We start from the raw sequence: 20,251 nt of genomic DNA on the forward strand, positions 1-20,251 counted from the left end.
CTCGTTCCCGCAACGATCCGAATTGCCGCTCACCCAAGCAGTAGAGCGGAACGGAACCAAAAGACAAGAATCGGACGGGGCGGAGGGCGTTTACCATGCGCCCCATCATTGGCGCCGCGGCTTCAGTCCCGCGGCGCCACGGTTCCGGAACGTAGACAGGCTTTGGCTTGGCGGTGCTTCGTTGTGCCCGGAAATCCCAGAACAGGGCTATATGCCAGAACGACGACACAGTTCTACTTTCCCCCACTTCGTCTCCGCCATTCGGTCGGAGGCACTCCGAAGGCCTTGCGGAATCGAGCCGTGAAGTGATCGGCATTCACGAAGCCGACAAGGAGGGCGATTTCCGCAATCGTTTTGGCATCATAGCGTCGGTCTTCCAGAAGGGATCGGGCTTGAAAGAGGCGCATGCCAAGCAACTCCCGCATGAAGCTGTTGCCCGAAACGGTGAACACTGCATGCAGGGTGCGAACGGAAATTCCATGCTCGGCGGCAAAGCTTGTCGGGTTCAAGGACGGATCAAAAAGGCGGTCGCGCATATTCTGGCGAAGCCTTTCACGCAGCGAGCGCTGACTGCTGGTCAAATGATCGATTTCAGGACCGATCGATAAGGCCAGTAGTCCCAGGACATGATCCGCGACGGCACCGGGAGGGAGGGCAAGATGATCGATGGTCCGTGGCGTGATCTCCCTCATCACGGCTGCCAAAGCCCTGCCCCATCCGGTCGCCGAGGACATTTCTTTCAGATGTAAGATCTCAGGATTTGGGATGATGGATCGCATGTAAGAAATATCGAAGTAGATCGCTGTGAAGTTCAGAGAGCGGTCTGCGGCGAAATGGTAGGGAGTTGAATTTCCGCCGCAATAAACGCCTTCTCCCTTCCACATGAGGTCACGGCCGCCACATGACACCTCTGCATTGCCATCCAATACTAGCGCAACGCAGAAAGCTTCTGAATTGTCTCTCGATATATAATATGGGGTACGTTCCGCCTCATGGGATCCATTCAGCCGGAAATGAGTAAGGGTGCCAAAGCTGAATACTTTGCAATCGACATCCGCTTCAAAAATCTCGTCATCATTAAAGTTAAGTTGCACATTGTAGCATGCATTGCCGACATGGTCTGACCAGTACTCTTTTGCTTTCTTTTGGTTCAACCCTTTTGTTTTCATCTGTAGAAAAGTGTCAGTCGTCATTTACTCCCCCATAACTGCCTTTCGAAACTCAAAGGCTGTCTCCAATTTATATGAGTTCGATGAAAAAATTATCAATCAGATTTCCTTCGGCTAAAATGTAAATTCCCGAGCATGTGGGATGTTATTCGATGTCATCCAAACAAGAGATTGGCGTATGGCCTCCAGTAATGGGCGCTAGATGTTTTGTTGCCAATTCGAGGTTATAATATAATCAAGAGCATGGTCACATAAAGCTTGTTGTTGGCGAGCTGGGTCTGCCCTGGGCATGGTGGCGGGATGAGACGTGAGCCCGATCCCCATTACCGCAACCGCTTCCCGGCCGAGCTGATCGCGCATGCGGTTTGGCTGTACTACACGTTCCCGCTCAGCTTCCGCAACGTTGAGCTGCTCCTGGCCAAACGCGGGATCGAGGTCTCCTACGAAACGGTCCGGCGCTGGTGTCGCAAGTTCGCCCCGACCTTCGCCAACCGGCTAAGCCGCCGGCGTCCACGGCTTGGTGGACACTGGCATTTGGACGAGGTGTTCATCAAGATCAATGGCGTTCAGCATTATCTTTGGCGCGCTATTGACCAGGAGGGTGCGGTGCTCGACATCCTGGTGCAGAGCCGGCGCAACACCAAGGCGGCCAAGCGCTTCTTCAGGAAGCTGCTGAAGAGCTTGTGCTACGTGCCGTGTGTCATCGTCACCGACAAGCTGAGGTCGTATGGCGCCGCCGAGGCCAAGATCATCCCCAGGGTTCAGCACCGGCAAAGCCAGTATCTCAACAACCGCGCCGAGAACTCTCACCAGCCGACCCGCGTGCGTGAGCGACAAATGAAGCGCTTCAAATCACCGCGCCAAGCTCAGCAATTTCTCTCCGCCCATGGTCCTATTCACCAGCCTTGCCATCCGCGCCGGCACCTCATGACGGCCGCAGAGTATCGGGCCTATCGTGCCAACGCCTTCGTCCTCTGGCTGCAGGAGACGTGTGCCAGCAAGATGGTATGATGGGCATCGGCGGGCTGCTGAAGGCCCCCATTCGGTCTCGATCAAGTTAATGTGAGAATGCCACCCCGACAGTGAAGTCGAGGAGGCCAGCCTTGTCCATCAGATTCTTGCGATCATGGGCACTGTCGGCGAAAAGGTGCTTCATCCACGGCCAACGCTTGGTAAGCGTCGTCTGGCGACTGCGGCATGAATGAGTTGCCGGCGCTGTTCACCCCTGTTCGGGAATCGTGACGTTCCAGGGCAGGAGCTCGGCGATACGGGTGATCGGCGATGCAGGCGAGCACATGGCGTAGGTAGGCCTGTGGATCGAGGCCGTTGAGCTTGGCGGTTTCCATGATGGTGTAGATCGCCGCAGCGCGCTCCCCGCCGGCATCAGAGCCGGCGAACATCCAGTTGCGTCTTCCAATGGCCAGCGGCCTGATCGCCCGCTCGGCGGCATTGTTGGAGATCTCCAGCCGGCCGTCGTCGACATAGCGTGTCAGCGCCGTCCAGCGCGAGCGGGCGTAGCGGATTGCCTTGGCCAGGTCGCCCTTGCCGGGGATACGCGCCAACGCGGTGTCGAGGAAAGCGGCCAGTTCGTCGAGAACGGGCCGGGCTTGCGCCTGGCGAACCCTGCGGCGCTCCTCGGCCGGTTGGCCAATCAGGGGGCGTTCGATGCCGAACAGCCTGCCGATCCGCTTCAGTGTGTCGGCGGCCAGGGGTGAGCCGGTTTCGGCATGCTCGTCGAAGAACTTCCGGCGCACGTGGACCATCCGAACACAGTCGACGGATTGCGGTTTTCGATCCCGGTGCGGTTCGTCAGCCCGTTCATCGCCTCCAAGCGCCGACGGCGCCTCCCGGTCCCTTGTGGATGAGGGGCGCAGCGGGTTGTCAGGGGTGGTTTCCAAACACAGGAGCCGCCCAATGCCCTCCGGCCCGCACCTCGCGGTGGTGCCGACCTGGACGATCCGCTCCGTTGCGGTCCGCACACGGGATGGACCCGAGCGCCTCGACCAAGCTTACCGCCGCCTTCTCAACGACCCAGCCGCCGACAGGGCGCCAGCCAGTTCGGACATCTCGGCCGGCGCCGCCGCGTTCGGCAGCCCTTCCGATTCCAGGAGATGACCATGCGCGCAGCCATCTACGCCCGCGTCTCGACCGAACGCCAAGAACGCCAGCAGACCATCGACAGTCAGCTTTCCGCCTTGCAAGCCTGGGCCGCCGACCAGGGCCACACCCTTGCCGAGGATCATGTCTTCCGCGATGACGGTTGCAGCGGCTCCCGATTGGATCGACCGGGGTTGGATGGCTTGCGAGATGCCGCCCGGGATGCCGTCATCGATGTGGTTGCGGTGTTCAGTCCGGATCGCCTCGCCCGCAAATACGCCTACCAAGTGCTGCTGCTTGAGGAGTTCCGCCGGGCCAACTGCGACGTGGTCTTCTTGCAGCGTCCCATTACGGACGATCCGAATGATCAGCTCCTGCTCCAGATCCAGGGGGCGATCGCCGAATACGAGCGCGCCGTCCTGGCCGAGCGCTTCCGGCGCGGCAAGCTCCAGAAGGCGCGCGACGGCCACATCCTCAGCGGCAAGGCACCCTACGGCTACCGCTACGAGCCGAGATGCGGAGACGTCCCGGCCCGTCTGGTCGTTGACGACGCCGAGGCCGAGATGGTCCGCCAACTCTTCGTGTGGGCGGCGGATGAGGGGCTGACCATCCGCCAGTGTCTCCGGCGGCTCAATGACAGTTCCTGGATCACCCGCTCCGGGCGTCGCCAATGGTCGGCGTCTGTGGTCCACCATATCCTGTCCGACCCGGTGTACATCGGTACCGCGTATTCCAACCGCTACGAGTACTTCGCCCCGAAGAAGCCAAGCCGCCGCCGGTCGCACCACAGCGGGGAACGCACCTGCCGACGCTTGCGGCCGCGAGAGCAATGGATTGCCATTCCCGTGCCCGCCATCGTCGATCAGCACACGTGGGAGCGCGTCCATGCCCAGATGGCGCGCAACGCCGCGTTGGCCTACAGGCGCAACAAGAAACACGACTATCTGCTGCGCTGCTTGCTGAAGTGCGGCACCTGCGGACTTGGCCTGCACGGATGCTGCTTCCCTCCGCAGGGCGGCCGGCCGGGCCTGCGCTACTACCGTTGTGCCGGCGTCGATCGGCTGACGACAGGACGGGAAACCAAATGCCCCCGCGCCATGATCGGCGCGGATGGCATCGAGCAGGTAGTCTGGGATCACGTTGTCCGATTGCTCAGCGATCCGTCCCAACTGCTGGCCCAGTTCGAGCACTTTGTCGCGGAGAGCGTGGCGATCGACGCCCGGGAGGCTCTGCCCGGCCAGCAGTTGCGGGCCCGCATGGAGCGATTGGAGCGGGCTGATCGGCGTCTTCTGGAGGCCTACCAAGCCGAGGTGATCAGCCTTGCGGAATTGGCCGAACAGCGTCGGCTCCTCGCCGACCAACGCCATGCGGTTGAACAGCGGTATGAACAACATCGACGGCTGCACGAGCAGCGGCTCCAAGCCCAAGAAACCGTGGCCAGCCTGACCGCGTTCAGTGAACGCATCCGTGAACGATTGCAGACCGCCAGCATTACCGAGCGGCAGGCCATCTTGCGGCTGGTGGTCGAACGCATCGTCGTCCACGAAGACACGTTGGAGATCCACCATGTCATTCCGTTGCGCAGTCCCGCCCCTGGATCAGCAACGTGCCTGCCAACGGAGGTTGGATTGTGTTCGGATGGTATGAGCCATACAGGCCACTTCGGCGACAGCGGCCTCGTACAGGGCGTCGAACCCGGCATAGCCGTCGGCATGCAGGTGCCCGCGGAAGCCGGCAAGCTCCCGTTGCGGATGTTCGCCCTTGCGGTCGGGGGTATAGCGGTACAGCACCGCAGGCGGGTCCTGTCCGGCATGGGGGCGCTCGTCGCGCAGGTAGACCCACAGCCGCCCCGTCTTGGTCTTGCCGCGTCCGGGATCGAGCACAGGAACCGGCGTGTCGTCCGCGTGCAGCACCGAACCGGCCAGCACGTGCCGGGCGATGGCCTCGGCCAGCGGCGCCATCAGTGCCGCCGCCTTGCCGACCCAGTCAGCCAGCAGCGAGCGCTCCAACTCCACGCCTTCGCGGGCGTAGATGGCCGATTGCCGATAAAGCGGCAGGTGATCGCAGTATTTGGCGATGAGCACATGCGCCAGCAGCCCGGCCGAGGGCAGACCGCGCTCGATGGGCAGCGACGGCATCGGCGCCTGCACCATGCCCTCGCAGCACCGGCACGACAGCGCCGGGCGGATGTGGCGGATCACAGTGAAACGCGCCGGGACGTAATCCAGAACCTCGCAGACATCCTCGCCCACCGGACGCAGGGCACCGCCGCAGGATGGGCACGCGTCATGTGGCGCGTGCACGATCTCGGTGCGCGGCAGGTGCTCCGGCAGCTTGCGGCGGCCGGCCTGGGCACGGCTCTCCGGCGAGGACGCCGGCGGCTTGGTGGAAACAGCCGGCATCCCTTCGGCAGCCGCTGCAGCCTCCAGGTCCTCCAGCGCCAGTTCAAGCTGGTCGATCTCGCGGTCGATCTTCTCGGAGGAGCACCCGAATTGCATGCGCCGCAGCCGGGCCAACTGGACCTTGAGCTTTTCCACCTCCAGCGCCTTGGCCAGCAAGCCGGCTTTGGCAGCGGCCAATTCGGCCTCGCTGGCTTCACGGCATTGGCGCTCGGCGGCCAACTCTGCGGCCTGCGCGGCGATGATCGCGCGCAGTGTCTCGATGTCGGTGGGCAGCGGCTCGGCGGTGGCGGACATGGCCGGAGTCTACCCGATCGGCGGCTCCCGGAGGAGGAACGATCACCGGCCCGGCGCCGATCGTCGGCGGGCGTGGCGGCCGGGACTCACCCTGCCGTCTCCGGGCGCCACGGGCGTTGCGGCGCGCGCCAGTCCATGCCTTCGAGGAGCATCGCGAGCTGAGCCGGGGTGAGCGTCGCCACGCCCTCGCGGCTGATCGGCCACACGAAGCGCCCCTTCTCCAGGCGCTTGGTGAACAGGCAGAAGCCCTGGCCATCCCAGTACAGGACCTTCACCAGATAACCTTGCCGGCCGCGGAAAACGAACAAATGGCCGGCGAAGGGGTCCTGCTGGAGAACCTGCTGGGCGAGCACGGCCAGCCCGTCCATGCCTTTGCGCATGTCGGTGGCGCCAATCGCCAGATAGACCCGCACCCCGGCGGGAACCGAGATCATGGAGTATCCAACGCGCCGACCAGCCGGCGCAGCATGGCGGGGGCGATGTCCTCGGCGACCCGCAGCACACGACCGTTGGAGAGCACCACCTCGACCAGGGCGGCACGGCGCTCGACGGGCGCCGGCTCCGACGTCGGCGATGTCATCACAGCAGACGGCAAGCCGGCGGGGGCCGCCGCCAGCACATGGACCGGCACAAAGTCCGGAGCCTCGGCGGACAGTTCCTCATTCTCGAGCTGACGGCGCCAACGAGAGATCAGGCTGGTGCATACGCCGTGGCGGCGCGCCACCGCGGCGACGGCGCCACGTCCGCCGTGGGCTTCGCCCACCAAGCGGATCTTCTCCTCGGGCGAATAGGTCCGCCGCCCACCGGTTCCGGTGATGACCTCGATACGTTGGACTGCCATAGTGCAAACCACGCTGCTTGCCACGATGCCAAGCCGGCCACACCAAGTGGCGCTGCCGACGTCCAGCTTTCAGCACGCGGCACACTGCTCCCGCAAGGCAGCCCACAGACGACGCTTACAACGCTTGCGCATCGCCTCCAGGATCTTCTGGGCTCCGGCGGAGTCGGAAATGTCGGCTGTGGTCAGGTTCACCGTCAGCAGGCGGCCATCGGTGTCGACCGCGATGTGCCGTTTGCGCCTGTTGATCTTCTTGCCCGCATCGTAGCCGCGCTCCGTAGCGGCGGGAGCCTTCACCGATTGGCTGTCGACAACCCCGGCGCTCGGACTGGCTTCGCGGCCAGCCCGTTCTGGCCATCCGGCTGCGCGTCGCTTCGCTCCACATCCAAAGATTGCATCGCATCGCGCATTTAGCGCCAACACTTTTCAAACGGTCTCTGAGGGACGTGGCCGGCATGTGCCCACGCGGCCTCCGTCGCGGCCCCAATACCAGGGTCAGAGGTTAAAACTATCTGACCCTGGTATGAGGCTATGGCCAAGCGGGCAAAGGGGCTGCGGGGTCTGCACGAGTGACACCGCGCCGGGTCCGGGGACGATGCTTCTGCCGCCTCATGGCTGGCTGATTGTCGGTCTGGGCAGATCCAGAATGATGTCGGTGCCGTGCGGACCGGAGACGATGTCAAGCCGGGCACCGATGGCCCGTGCCCGTCGCCGCATGTTGGCAAGCCCGTAGCCGCCGGGGCGATCTGCCGCGCCGCCGCATCCCTTGTCGGCGACCACCACGCGAACCCCGTCGTCGGTCGGCCGGATCTCGATCGTCACCCGATCCGCCCCCGAATGCTTGGCGGCGTTCATCGTCGCCTCCTGAAGCAGGCGGAATAGTTCCAGCGCGGTCGAAGACGACCAGCCGGCCCCTTCAGGCAGGGCGTGCATCTGCCAGTCCAGGGCGATGCCGAGCGTACGGAGCTGGGGTTGGATGTGATCCCGGAAATTCGCCAGCATCATGCCGGGATCGTCCCCGACCTCGGCCATCGAGGCGATGACCAGACGCAGATCGACCAGCGCCCTGTGCGCCGCGGTGCCGAAGTCGCGCACCTTGGTATCCGTCCGGCGGCTGAGCGCAACCATCGACACCAGTTGGCCGGCGATTCCGTCATGGAGATCGCGGGTCAGGCGCGACCGTTCGGCTTCGAGCGCGATCTCCCTTTCCTTGGCCTGCTCGCGGGCCAAGCTGATGCGTAGTGCCGCCTCCGCATCGGCGATCTCCCGGCGCAGTTTGGCGTTGAACTGGTCCACAGCATTCAGCGCCGTCGCGAAGCGCCACATCAGGACGGTGCTGATAACGCTGAGAAGCATGAAAATGGGGATGGAAAACGGGTTGATGAACAGCCGCTTGCCAACGAGGCCGTAGAGGATCGGCACTTCATGGAGGATCATCAGCAAGGACAGCATCATAGCGCCCAGGACGATATGGGCACTGTTGCTGCCTCGCCGGAAGGCCGCGTAGGAAAACACGCCAAGGGCCCAGAAGGAAAGGCCCCAGGCGACCGGCACCGCGACGTACCAGTTCAGGACATAGACGATCTCGGGAGGCAGCAGCAAAAATGCCGAGGTGACACTCACCGGATATGCCGCTAACAGGAAGATGGCCCGCGGCGGCCGGCGGTTCACGAAGCTGAAGGCGAACGGCACCAGCATCGCCGTCACCCAGCAGAAGGCCAGGTTCGAAAGCTGCATGACCAGCGGAGAAGCCAGAGGCTCGGGTAAGACGACGACGAGATTGCTGATCGAGTTGAAGAACAGGATGCCGGCATACAGGATATAGGACCATTCGGAACGGCGAACCGCCCAGAGGATCAGCAGCATCACGCTGAAGGCGAACTGCCAGGCGAACAGCAGCTGCGGCAGCATGACCAGAAGGAAATGATGCTGCTGGTACACCGGGCGCAGCAGGCTATCGGGTCCAGCATGGATGACGCTGAGATAGTTCTTCCGGCCGAACAGCATCACTGCGCTGATCTCCAGCGTGTTGGTGCCGACCTTCAGCACCGGGGCCGGGATCGTGATGATGTCCGGCCAGATCAGGGTGACGATCCGGCCCGAATGCGTCCAATCGCTGTCGTACAGCAAGGCACCATTGACCCGGACCAGAATGCGGCCGGAATAGTTTGGAATCAGCACGGACCATTGCTCCGGGCCGTCCGGGGAATGATCGAACTCCAGCCGGTAAAGCCCCCCGCCGAACCGGCCCGCGCCGGGTACCCTGAAGCTGTGGGGCAGGGATACGGCGGACTCCGGAACATCGGCTGGCCGGCCGATGGTTTCCAGCGGTCGGAACATGGCGCGATCGAGCTCGATGCCGCCCTCCGGGGGCGACAGGGTGAACAACGGCAAGCCGATACCCACCGCCAGAACGGTCAGGTAGAACAGGACGATGACCGGACGGCGCAACAGGCGCAGCCATCCGCGGCCTTCGAGGGCCTCGACGAGGCGCACGGCCACGGCCTCACTCTCCAAGCTGGATCAGCTTGCGCCCGATCGCCTCATAGACCGCCTCCGACCGCGAGTTCACCTCCAGCTTGCGGTAGATGTTCTTGATGTAGGACGGCACCGTCTGCCGCGACAGGCCCAGGCGGTCGGCGATGTCGTTGTAGGTGAAGCCCTTCGCGATCCCCCACAGGATGTCGGTCTCGCGCGGGGTCAGCAGCGGCGCCGGCTTGCGGTCCTTGAACGAGCCGTCCTGGACCCGTCTTATGATGTAGCGGGCGATGGAGGCGGAGATGGGCGAACGCCCCTCAATCAGGCCATGGACCGCCTCCACCATGTCCACCGGCTCGGAATCCTTGAGGATGTAGCCGGACGCTCCGGCGCGGATCGCCGTCACGACGCTGTCCTCGTCGCCCAGCACCGAGATCACCATGATCTCGGTAGCGGGATACCGGTCCCGAACCTCGCGGATCAGGTCGGTGCCGTGACCGTCCGGCAATTGCAGGTCGGTGATCAGAACGGTGGGGAGGAAATGTTCGCAGGCAGCCCGCGCCGCCTCCAGCGTATCGGCCGTGGCCAGAAGCGCGATGTCGTCGCATGCAGTCAGAGTTTCCGCCAGATGATCACGCGTCGGCAGGTCGTCCTCCACCAGAACGACCGTGAGTTGATGGAAACCGGAAAGCGGTCGGTCGTCCGGGCACGATGACATGAATTCCCCGCTGTCCTCGAACGGCATGGCTCGGACTGGCTGCCGCCGCCGCCCTCATGCGTGGGATGAACATACCAATTGACGATAATCGTCGTCTTCCGGACCAACAACCCCTTATCGGTGAGCGCCCCGACCCTTCCCCCATATTCATGGAGATGCTCTACCGCCCCCATGAACATGGGGTGCCGCACCATCGGGCACCCCTTTATGGTCTGCAATATTGGGTGTTCCGAAGTGACGCGCTGCAACTCCTCCTGGCTGCCCTACATCGTCAGGACGAGCCCACCGGGAGTGCGGCCGGTACAGGTGCGCCACCAAGCGGAACGACAGGGGTGCGTTGTGAGCGCGATGACGTGTCTTGCCAAGACTGCCCATATTCTGAAGCCGGCCGCATTCCACGGTGCCACGCCCGGCCAGGAATCGTCCAGAGCACCATGGCACCCGGCGCCCCGGTGTTCCGGACGATCCCTGGCCAAGCTATCGCTGTGGCTGATCGCCAGTGTCGCCCTGATGGAAAGCGCCATCGCACCGGCCTCGGCCCAGACCTTGCCGGCCGGCCCGTCGGTCACCGCCGGGGCGGTGTCCATCGCCACCCCGTCGGGCACCAGTGTCATCATCGACCAGACCTCCCGGAACGCCGTCATCAACTGGAACAGCTTCTCCATCGGATCGGGGAACAGCGTCGCCATCAACAATGGCGGCGGCGCGACGCTGAACCGCGTCACCGGCAACATCCCGTCGCGCATCGACGGTTCGCTGACCGCAACGGGCTCGGTCTATCTGGTCAACCCGGCCGGTGTGGCTGTGGGGCCGGGCGGAAAGGTGCTCACCGGCGGGTCCTTCACCGCCTCCACCCTCGACATCCCGGACGCGGCCTTCCTGAACGGCGGGGACAAGAGCTTCTCCGGCACGTCGAAGGCGACGGTGACCAACGCCGGGTCGATCGGTTCGCTGGGCGGCGACGTGGCGCTGATCGCGCGGGAGGTGACCAACACCGGCACCCTGACCGCCCCCAAGGGCACGGTGGGCCTCGCCGCCGGCTATGAGGTGCTGGTGAAGGATAGTGCGGTCGAGGGCGGCAAGTTCCAGGTCAAGGTAGGCGGGAGCGACACCGCAGCCACGACGTCCGGGCGGATCGCCGCGGCGGCGGCGGAGATCCGCGCCAATGGCGGCAACGTCTATGCGCTGGCCGGGAACACCGGCGGCGTGATCGCAGCCACCGGCACCGCCAGCAGCGGGGGACGCATCTTCCTGACCGCTGGCGACGGCGGTACGGTGGAGGCGGGCGGCACCCTTGCCGCGACCCGGACGACGGAAACCGGTGCGGTCGAGGGCGGCGACATCCGGGTTTCCGGCGGCAAGGCCACGGTGACCGGCACGCTGTCGGCCAGGGGATCGGCCGGCAAAAGCAAGGAGGAAAAAGGCAAGGGGGGAAAGAACGCTGCGGGCAAGGGCGGCACGGTGGCGGTCACCGGCACGGCGGTGACCGTGACCGGCACGGCCACGGTGGACGTCTCCGGCAGCCGCGGCGGGGCGATCGCGGTGGGCGGCGACTATCAGGGCGGCAAGGACGCCGCCCGCAAGACGCTGAAGGAGACTGTGGCGACCGCCAGGACGGCCAGCGTCGCCGCCGGGGCACGGCTGTCCGCCGACGGTGCCGACAGCGATGGCGGCAGCGTGGTCGTGTGGTCGGACGAGCATACCGACTTCGCCGGTACGATCACGGCGAGGGGGGCCGGTGCGGGCGGCAAGGGCGGCGATGCCGAGGTGTCGGGCAAGGCGACCCTGTCCTTCCACGGCACCGCGGACCTGACCGCAGTGTCGGGCGCGTTCGGCACGCTGCTGCTCGATCCCTACAACGTGACGATCTCCGCGGGATCGGACAGCAACGTCTCCGACCTCTCCGGCGTGTTTACCGCCGGCGGTAACGACAGCGTGCTCAGCGTCGCCACCCTGAACGACGCCCTGACACGGGCCAACGTCGAGGTGTCCACCGGATCGGGCGGCAGCCAGGCCGGCACCATCACCGTGGCGGCGCCCGTGACATGGTCTACCAACGCCGCGCTGACGCTCGCCGCGGCCGGCGACATCGTCATCAACGCCTCGATCACCGCGACGGGAGACAGTGCAAGGCTGAACTTGGATTACGGCGTGGGCCGGGGCTATTCGATCGCAAGCAATGCGTCGGTCACGATGTCGGGTTCCGCCCCCACTCTGCGGATCGGCGAGACGGGAACGTTCCAGTACTACCAGACGATTTCCAGCCTGGCGGATCTGGCGTCCATCGACAGCAGCGGGGCAACGGGGCGTTATGCGCTGGTCAAGAACCTGGACGCGGCGGGAACCACCTACACCAGCGCGCTGGTATCCCGAATGTTCAACGGAACCTTCGCCGGGCTGGGCAACACCATCTCCAACCTGACGGTCAATGCCCCCGGGACGGACAATGTCGGGTTGTTCGCGACGATCGGCGGCAGCGGCGTGGTCAGGGATCTCACCCTGACCGGCGCCACCTTGAGCGGCAAGGGCTTTGTCGGCGGTCTGGCCGGCAGCAATGGAGGTACCATCACCCGTACCCATGTCACCGGGACCGTGACCGGGGCCGGCGACGACGTCGGCGTTCTCGCCGGCTTAAACATGGGGACCATCACCCTGTCCGACGCCGGGGGAACCGTGACGGGAAGGACCGGGGTCGGCGGTCTGGTCGGCCGCAACACCGGCACCATCACGCAATCCCATGCGGCCGTCACCGTGACCGGAGACACCAATGTCGGCGGTCTTGTCGGCGAATCCGAGAATGGAACCGTCAACACCGTTTATGCGACCGGCGCGGTTCATGGTTCCAGTAGCGTCGGCGGTCTCATCGGCGACAGCTCCGCAGACAGCGTGACGAAGGCCTACGCGACCGGGGCAGTGAGCGGAGACGAAACCGTCGGTGGCCTGATCGGTGCCCTGCGGAACGGCGCAGGATCGCTTTCGGAAAGCTACGCCACCGGCGCCGTCACGGCGACGGTAAACAAGGCCGGCGGTCTGCTCGGCGGGGTCGAGGACGCCACCGTCACCAACGTCTATGCCACCGGATCGGCCACCGGCACCATCGACGCCAGCGATGGCGAGCATTACGTCGGCGGCTTGGTGGGCGACAATTTTTACGGCACCATCACCAACGCCTATGCGACGGGACTGGTCACCCTGGCCGCCACCTGCACCGCCAGCGACTGCAAGGCGGGCGGGCTGGCCGGCCGGAACGCCGAGGGCAGCATCAACACCAGCTATTGGGACAAGGGCACGACGGGGCGGGCCACCGCAGCCGGTGATCCTGGAAACGGCACCGTCAACACCGTCATCGGCATCGAGACGGCGGACGCTTTCAGCACCGCCACCTATGGCAACTTCGACCTGGCCAACAGCTGGTATCTTGTGGATGGGCAAACCCGGCCCTTCCTGCGCTCGGAACACGCGACATCCATCGCCAACGCCCATCAGCTTCAGTTGATGCGGTTGGACCTGTCCGCCGCCTACACACTGGCCGCCAACGTGGATGCCGGCGAAACCGGCGGCAGCAACGCGGCCGGGATGTGGAGCATCGGTGGAAACAAGCACGGGTTCGTGCCGGTCGGAGGCAGTTCGACCCCGTTCACCGGCTCGCTCGACGGCCAGGGGCACGTCATCCAGCGGCTGGCGATCAGGCCGGAAGATTATTCCGGGACGAATCAGGGGCTGTTCGGCGTCATCGGCGCCGCCGGCAACGTCCGCGACATCGGCCTTACCGATCTCGCCATCACCGGCGCCGGCTATACCGTCGGCGGTCTTGCCGGCCAAAACGACGGGACCATCACCAACGCCTATGTCACCGGAAGCGTCAAGGGGTCCGCGGCCGGCGGTCTAGTCGGCAAGAACACCGGCACGATCAGCCGATCCTACGTCAAGGCAACGGTGTCGCAACCCACGATCGGCGGCGACGAGATCGGCGGTCTGGTTAGCGAGAACACCGGCACGATCACCCAGTCCTATGCGACCGGAGACGTGACCGGCCGTGGCACGGTCGGCGGCTTCGCCGCCAAGAATTCCGGCACGATCACCCAGTCCTACGCCACGGGGGCGGTGACGGGAGGCATTGGAACGGACATCGGCGGTTTCGTCGGCAACAACACGGGCAGCATTTCCCAATCCTACGCAACCGGGGGAGCGGTATCCGGCAACAGCTCAGTCGGCGGCTTTGTCGGGATGAACAACGGCAACATAAGCCAATCCTATGCGGCGAAAGCCGTGTCGGGATCCTCGACAGTCGGCGGCTTTTTTGGCTTTTATGCCAGCGGCACCATCACATCCTCCTATTTCGACACCACCGTCGCCGGGACGGCCGAACACGCCGGTTCCGCATCCAGGGTGACGGGAATGACCGGTCTGACGACGGCGCAATTCCAGGACACGGCGTCGTTCATGACGGGGGCGTCAGGCTGGGATTTCGACACCGTTTGGGTACCGCCCAGCAGTGGCTATTATCCCGTTCTCTACTCCATGGCGCCCGTGACCTGGGTCAAGGCCGTGTCTGCCAACACGGTATATGGTAGCGGTTCGGGCACGGTGACCGCGATTGGCACGCAGAGCAGCCTCAGCAGCTATATTTTCGGCAAGGCCGGCGACAGCCTGCCCCTGACCGGCGCCATGATCGCCACCGACCCGACCGCGGCCGTTTCGGCAATGCCGACCACCGCCAGCCTGCCCGCGTCGAACGCGACGGTCACCAGCGCCAAGGGCACGGACTATCGCGTGTTCTATTACGGCAGCGCCGCGCTGACGGTCGATCCCGCCGCGCTGACCGTCACCGCCGACGCGGCGCGCAAGACCTACGGCGACAGCGCCTCGTTGACCGGCTTCACCGCCACCGGGCTGAAGAACAGCGACAGCGTGACCGGGGTCAGCCTGTCCAGCACCGGCACGGCGGCCACCGCCGGGGTCGGCAGCTACAGCATCGCCGCGGCGTCGGCCCAGGGCAGCGGCCTGTCGAACTACACCGTCACCTACGTCGATGGAGCCTTGACAGTGCTTCCCCGTTCGATCCTGGTGACGGCAGACAGCCTCAGCCGTCCCATCGGTACTGGCAACCCGGCCTTGATCTACACCATTGGCGGACAGGGGCTGGTCAACGGCGACACGCTCGGTGGGGTCCTGAGCACGGCCGCAGGGACCGCCTCGCCGGCCGGATCCTACACCATCGAGCAGGGCATGCTGGCGGCTTCCTCCAACTATAGCCTCACCTTCATGCCCGGGGTGCTGACGGTGACCGCCACCGCGGAAACCGTGACTCCGCAGCCCCCATCGGGGCCGGTGCAGATGGAGGAATTGACGCAGGTTCTCGCCGTTGCTGCCCTGCCACGAAATCGGGTGGTGTTGACGGCTTCGCCGACGACGCAGCCTCTCCGGAACGAGGATGCTCCGGTGTCCTTCCTGACAGCCGGTCCTCAAGCAGCATCCGGCGATGCAAGCGCCACCGCCGCCAGCGCGTCTGGAGGCTCCTCGGGCGGCTCCGGTTCCCAGGAAACCGCCGGCGGTGCCGCGGCCTGCATCGGCGGTGCCGCGGCCAGCAGCGACTGCACAGCGGCCCCCCATCCGGAGAACACGCGTTTCGGCCGGTTCCTCCACTTCTCCATGCCTTGATGAACGGAACGATTCCGGTCCATGATCGTCGCACGCTCCACCGCCAACAGCCCGACCTCCCACCGCGACGCCACGGCGTCCGCCCGGCTGGCCGAACCGCTACGATGGCTTGCCGCTTCGGCAGCCCTGCTCGTCCTGCTGCAAATACTGTCTCCGGACGCGGCGTCGGCGCAGGCGCCGGTACCGGTGGAGCGCAACCTGCCGCCGGCGATCGCAGGTCAGGGCGGCGGCCTGCGCTATGGCAGCGGCCCGGCAGCCGATGCCGACGACACCTCGCTCGGCGTCGACCTCAAGGGCATCCGGCTCATCGGGCTGACCGATCCGGTGATGCCTGATCCCCCGGCGGGCATCACGTCATCGGGGGTGGAGGGGCTGGACCAGCAGCGTATCGCCGACGCGCTCGGCCCGCTTCTCGGCCAGCCCCTCTCGCAAAGGCGGCTGGCGGAGGCCCAGGCGGCCCTGGCCAAAGCATATCGTGAGACCGGGCGGCCGTTCGTCTCGATCACCGCCCCGCCCCAGGAGATCACCGCCGGCGTGCTGCAACTCCGCGTCCTGCCCTTCCGAACAGGGAAAGTTCGCGTCAGGGAGGTGGACGGCGCCGCGGCCGGCGACGGTCTCGCCGCCTCCATCCGCGCTCCGGCCGGCGCGTTGATCGAGGCCGATCGTATTTCGGAGGATCTCGACTGGCTCAACCGCTTCCCCTACCGCCAGCTCAACGGGGTATTCGAACCGGGCTCCGATCCGGGCTCCAGCGACCTGACGCTGGAGGTCACCCGACAACGGCCGTGGCAGGTCTATGCCGGAGCGTCCAACACCGGCAGCCTGCGCAGCAGGGCGCTTGATCGGATCTTCATTGGTTTCGCCGCTGGCCTTGAGCCTCTCAACGATCTCGCCCTGTCGTACCAGTTGACCGGCAGCCGCGATGCGGTGTCCGATCCAGGCTCCCTGAGACTGTCGGGAAGCAACCGGCCATCCTATGCCAGCCACGCCGGGCGCATCATCCTCCCGACTTTCGCACGGCAGGCGCTCAGCCTGACACCCAACTTTGTCGCCACGTCCCAGGACAGCGCCGGCGGACTTCTCACCATCCGCAACACCACCGTCGAACTGCCGCTCCTCTACCGCTCGGCGCTGTCCAACATCGACACGGGCCTTGCCGGATGGGGTGACCTTTACGGGGGCGTGACGCCCAAGTGGCTGTCGCGCAAGGTGCTGAGCCAGGGGGCTGGGTTGGCCAACGGGTCCGCGGGGGTGTTCGATTTGACCATCGGCTGGGGCGGCTCCTGGACCCAGGCGGGCGGTTCGACTACCGTCGACCTTCGTGCCGTGGTCAACCGGGCCGGCGTGGTGCCTGGAAACAGCCGTGCGGCATGGAACAGCTTTTCCAATGGCCGCGTCGAGGAGGCCGATTACGCCTATCTTTATGGCGTATTCAGCCGGGAGACCCCGCTGACCGGCGTGTCATGGCTGGACGGCGTCTCCTGGAACACCGAGTTCACGGGCCAGATGGCGGGCAAGGCACTGCCGGAAACCGAGCAGCTTGCCATCGGCGGGCTGTACGCCACTCGCGGCTATACGCTGAACGACGGCAGTGTCGATGCCGGTTTCGTGCTGCGCAACGAAATGAGGTTGCAGCCGTTCGCCGCCCTGGGTCGTCTCGGCGGTACCGGGATCGGCCCGGTGGAGGACGCCGTTTCGCCCTTTGCCTTTCTCGATGTCGGCCATGGCCACAACTACAATGTCGGTGCCCTTCGGAGCATCGGCGAACGGGCCGATACCACGCTGGTAGGGCTAGGGGCCGGCGTCGATTATACGTTGGCGCGGGTCCTGCAGGCTGGCATGAGCATCGGCGTGGCCCTCACCGACGGGCCGGAAACCAGCCGCGGCACCCTGACCGGCCAAGCCAGGGTGCTGATCTCATTTTGACGGACGTCTGTGCATACCCCCCAACCGCTCCAACACACGACGATGCGGTCGGCTAAACCCATCCATGCCCTTGCGGAAATCGACCGGCTTGGCGGCGACTGAACTGATGGTGTCAGCGTGTTGCAGCGAGGCGCCGGCCGCGATAGAGAGGGGCCGCCGTTCCGCTGCTCCCATGGTTTCCTGATGCCGCACAAGGCCAATTCCGCCTGCCGCCATCATATCCCGCGACCGAAGCGCCGCGTGACCAACCCGGCGGAGTACGATGCGGCGTTGGGGCGGCGGGGTTCACCGACGCGGCGATCGCAGCGTGGAGAGCGGCACCGCGGAGCACGCCGGGCGGCCAAGCCTGCTATTCGGATCTCGCGATCACGACGGCGCTGACGCTGCGCGCGGTGTTCCGGTTGGCGCTGCGCCAAACCGAGGGGCTGATCGGTTCGATCCTCCAGCTGCTCGGCCTGGATCTCCCGGTGCCCGACCACACCACGCTCGGCCGACGCGCCCGAACCATGGTCCTGCCGGCGCGACGCCCGACCGGCGGCGCGATCCACCTGTTGGTGGACAGCACCGGGCTGAAGCTGTGCGACCCCAGCGAATGGCTGATCGAAAAGCACGGCACGAGGAAGCGGCGATCCTGGCGGAAGTTGCACATCGGCATGGATGCGGCAAGCGGCCGGATTGTCGCCGCGGCTCTGACCGACCGAGCGGTCAATGACGCCGCACAGGTCGGGCCACTGCTGGATCAGGTGGCGGACCCGATCGCCGCACTGCTTGGCGACGGCGCCTATGACTGTCTGGGCGTCTACGCCGAGATGCACGCGCGCCATCCGGAGGCCGCGGTCGTGGTGCCGCCGCGCGTCGGCGCCGTGCTCAGCGACACCGCTGGAACCGCGCCGACGCAGCGCGACCGGCACCTTCAGCAGATCGCCGAAACCGGGCGGCTGAATTGGCAACGCGACAGCCGATACAATTTACGCGCCCTGGTGGAGGCCCAGATCGGGCGCTTCAAGCGGGTGATCGCCGACGCCCTGCGCTCCCACACCGATGCGGCGCAAACCACTGAAATCGCGGTCGCCGTCGAGGTCCTCAACCGCATGCTCGATTTCGGACGCCCGAAGTCCCTCCGCGTCGTGTGAGCGGCAACTGGAAAAGGGATTTTCTCGACCTGTCGAATCTCCCTGCAACACGCTGACGGGCGTGTGATAATGGCGCCGGCCGGGTCCGGTCCGGAAGCGGTCGGCGACGACAGGGCCACGGACCGAGCCGTTGAGGAGGATTTCGCCGTCTACGTCTAACTCCCCCCGCCGCTATTGCCACAGCGATAAGCTCGGACAGTGCCAGCCCGAGGGGGGCTCAGCTCCCGCCGACCGACCAGCGGCGTAAAACAGCCACCGGGCGTTATGGAATATGGGGCGGCCAGCCGGAACCGGATCGCCGCGGCGGTGCCGGCGAGGTGATCGTCCAGGGCGGCACCGCGCCGTCGCCGCCGGACATCGGGCACCAAGCGCAGGGCCTCGACGTCGACGTGTCGGCGACCGCGGTGGAGATCGAGGAACCGGCCGAACCGGTGCTGGCCAGCTGATCGCCGCCGACATGCTGGCGAGGCGGCCATGGCTCTTTCCGTGACAGCTGAAGGGCAGCAGGGCCGCTTCGTCACGGTGCGGCGTCAAACTCGATGACCAATAGGTCTTCATCGATGTGCAAGAATGAGTTCACTTCAAGGGTGCCACGAACAATGGCCTCATTGATCATCACCTGAGCTTCAGCAAGCGTGACAGGTTCCCCCTCATAGAACAGCCGGCCGTCGGTGTACCGAATGACATGATAGGTAGCCGTGGTCATGCTGCTGTACTCCGTTAACTCCCTACCCCTGTTAACGCAGGCGCCGACCGTTCCGCTCGGGGAGCCTCTATCCTGAGCCGTTTCGTCAGGACGGCATCAGTGGGAGGTGAAGGCTCCTCCTTTTCGCGACAATGGCCGCCGCCCCCCCAGGTTTCAGGCGGCGTTGAGGGTGGGAATCTCAGCGAGATCGGCGGCCATCTCGCGGCCAAGCCGATCAAGATCATGCTTGGCTTGAAGGTTGAGCCACAACTCCGGCCCGTTGCCGCACAGTTTGCCGAGCCGCAGGGCCATGGCCGGGGTGACCGGCTGTTCTTCCCTCAGAAGGGCATGCAAGGTCTGGCGCGACACCCGCAAGAGCTTGGCAATGTCAGTAACGGGCCGATCCAAAGCCGGGAGTACGTCTTCGCGCAGGAGGGCGCCGGGGTGGAGCGGGGCAAGGCCCCGCCGCAGAGGGGTTTCAGTCATCAGTGATAATCCTCCAGATCGACAGCGATGGCGTCGGGAGCGTCCCATGCGAAGGTGACGCGCCAGTTGGCAGTGACCCGCACGGACCAGCGTGGCGGAGCGTCTTCCAGCCCATGGAAGTAGAAGCCGGGCAGGTTCAGATCCTCCGGCTTCCCGGCGGCATCGAGCGCCAGCAGGATGCGGCCAAGGCGGGCAATATTGGCTGCCCCCTCGATTGACAACTTGTCCGCCTTGCCGGTCTCGAAGAAGCGCCGGAGCACCTTGTTTTGAATGGTACGGATCATGGGTGTAAAGTAACGATTTACACCTAGCGGGTCAATGGAATTCTGTAAGGCATGGATTTACACCTTGGTCATGGAGCCCC

The 20,251-nt window shown here is 65.2% G+C and carries 12 protein-coding genes and 6 pseudogenes; 6 read left to right on the forward strand and 12 right to left on the reverse strand.

Translation table 11 applies throughout. From position 1 onward, the window contains the following. Positions 1 to 233: 233 nt before the first annotated feature. A complete protein-coding gene (locus ABNQ39_RS36230; RefSeq protein ID WP_376967644.1) occupies positions 234 to 1,193 on the reverse strand; it encodes an AraC family transcriptional regulator in 960 nt (319 codons plus the stop codon). A 276-nt stretch (positions 1,194 to 1,469) separates the two neighbouring features. Here ABNQ39_RS36230 and ABNQ39_RS36235 point away from each other — a divergent pair, with 276 nt between their 5' ends. Then, a complete protein-coding gene (locus ABNQ39_RS36235) occupies positions 1,470 to 2,180 on the forward strand; it encodes an IS6 family transposase (protein ID WP_376967646.1) in 711 nt (236 codons plus the stop codon). 61 nt (positions 2,181 to 2,241) lie between these two features. On the opposite strand, the pseudogene ABNQ39_RS36240 reads toward ABNQ39_RS36235, so the two are convergent. Both ABNQ39_RS36240 and tnpC (ABNQ39_RS36245) read right to left on the reverse strand, forming a co-directional pair. Next, positions 2,242 to 2,346: pseudogene (locus ABNQ39_RS36240) on the reverse strand (IS5/IS1182 family transposase); the annotation flags it as partial. A gap of 42 nt (positions 2,347 to 2,388) precedes the next feature. Then, positions 2,389 to 2,932, reverse strand: a pseudogene (tnpC, locus tag ABNQ39_RS36245) (IS66 family transposase); the annotation flags it as partial. 354 nt (positions 2,933 to 3,286) lie between these two features. Here tnpC (ABNQ39_RS36245) and ABNQ39_RS36250 point away from each other — a divergent pair. Further along, a pseudogene (locus tag ABNQ39_RS36250) lies at positions 3,287 to 4,348 on the forward strand (recombinase family protein); the annotation flags it as partial. Positions 4,349 to 4,900: 552 nt separating this feature from the next. Here the strand turns inward: ABNQ39_RS36250 and tnpC (ABNQ39_RS36255) are convergent. The 6 genes and pseudogenes from tnpC (ABNQ39_RS36255) to ABNQ39_RS36280 form a co-directional block, all read right to left on the reverse strand. Next, positions 4,901 to 5,962 (reverse strand): annotated as a pseudogene (gene tnpC / locus ABNQ39_RS36255) (IS66 family transposase); the annotation flags it as partial. Positions 5,963 to 6,048: 86 nt separating this feature from the next. Next, the gene (tnpB, locus tag ABNQ39_RS36260; RefSeq protein WP_376967648.1) at positions 6,049 to 6,396 is read right to left on the reverse strand and encodes an IS66 family insertion sequence element accessory protein TnpB; all 348 of its coding nucleotides are present in this window, start codon (positions 6,394 to 6,396) and stop codon (positions 6,049 to 6,051) included. Further along, the gene (gene tnpA / locus ABNQ39_RS36265) at positions 6,393 to 6,803 is read right to left on the reverse strand and encodes an IS66-like element accessory protein TnpA (RefSeq protein ID WP_376967650.1); all 411 of its coding nucleotides are present in this window, start codon (positions 6,801 to 6,803) and stop codon (positions 6,393 to 6,395) included. The genes tnpB and tnpA overlap by 4 nt, the downstream gene beginning before the upstream one ends. Before the next feature lie 120 nt (positions 6,804 to 6,923). Beyond that, a pseudogene (locus ABNQ39_RS36270) lies at positions 6,924 to 7,151 on the reverse strand (transposase); the annotation flags it as partial. A gap of 258 nt (positions 7,152 to 7,409) precedes the next feature. Beyond that, positions 7,410 to 9,302 (reverse strand): sensor histidine kinase, encoded by a 1,893-nt coding sequence (locus ABNQ39_RS36275; RefSeq protein ID WP_376967652.1) that lies wholly within the window; start codon positions 9,300 to 9,302, stop codon positions 7,410 to 7,412. A 4-nt stretch (positions 9,303 to 9,306) separates the two neighbouring features. Next, on the reverse strand, positions 9,307 to 9,996 hold the full coding sequence (locus ABNQ39_RS36280) for a response regulator (protein WP_376967654.1): 690 nt from the start codon (positions 9,994 to 9,996) through the stop codon (positions 9,307 to 9,309). Between the two features lie 510 nt (positions 9,997 to 10,506). On the opposite strand from ABNQ39_RS36280, the gene ABNQ39_RS36285 reads away from it, so the two are divergent. From ABNQ39_RS36285 to ABNQ39_RS36300, 4 genes and pseudogenes are all read left to right on the forward strand, one after another. Continuing rightward, the gene (locus ABNQ39_RS36285) at positions 10,507 to 15,657 is read left to right on the forward strand and encodes a beta strand repeat-containing protein (protein ID WP_376967656.1); all 5,151 of its coding nucleotides are present in this window, start codon (positions 10,507 to 10,509) and stop codon (positions 15,655 to 15,657) included. A 21-nt stretch (positions 15,658 to 15,678) separates the two neighbouring features. Next, complete coding sequence (locus ABNQ39_RS36290) at positions 15,679 to 17,583, forward strand: ShlB/FhaC/HecB family hemolysin secretion/activation protein (RefSeq protein WP_376967658.1); 1,905 nt, start codon at positions 15,679 to 15,681, stop codon at positions 17,581 to 17,583. Positions 17,584 to 17,766: 183 nt separating this feature from the next. Then, positions 17,767 to 18,716: pseudogene (locus ABNQ39_RS36295) on the forward strand (IS5 family transposase). Between the two features lie 317 nt (positions 18,717 to 19,033). Further along, a complete protein-coding gene (locus ABNQ39_RS36300) occupies positions 19,034 to 19,162 on the forward strand; it encodes a hypothetical protein (RefSeq protein ID WP_376967660.1) in 129 nt (42 codons plus the stop codon). A gap of 71 nt (positions 19,163 to 19,233) precedes the next feature. Here ABNQ39_RS36300 and ABNQ39_RS36305 read toward each other — a convergent pair whose 3' ends face one another. From ABNQ39_RS36305 to ABNQ39_RS36315, 3 genes are all read right to left on the reverse strand, one after another. Further along, on the reverse strand, positions 19,234 to 19,422 hold the full coding sequence (locus ABNQ39_RS36305; RefSeq protein ID WP_376967662.1) for a hypothetical protein: 189 nt from the start codon (positions 19,420 to 19,422) through the stop codon (positions 19,234 to 19,236). 153 nt (positions 19,423 to 19,575) lie between these two features. After that, positions 19,576 to 19,887, reverse strand: a complete 312-nt coding sequence (locus ABNQ39_RS36310) for a HigA family addiction module antitoxin (RefSeq protein WP_376967664.1) — start codon at positions 19,885 to 19,887, stop codon at positions 19,576 to 19,578. Further along, positions 19,887 to 20,171 (reverse strand): type II toxin-antitoxin system RelE/ParE family toxin, encoded by a 285-nt coding sequence (locus tag ABNQ39_RS36315; RefSeq protein WP_376967666.1) that lies wholly within the window; start codon positions 20,169 to 20,171, stop codon positions 19,887 to 19,889. Before ABNQ39_RS36315 ends, ABNQ39_RS36310 begins: the two co-directional genes overlap by 1 nt. Between the last annotated feature and the right edge of the window lie 80 nt (positions 20,172 to 20,251).

This window comes from Azospirillum sp. A26 (assembly GCF_042604635.1).
GTDB lineage: Bacteria > Pseudomonadota > Alphaproteobacteria > Azospirillales > Azospirillaceae > Azospirillum > Azospirillum palustre.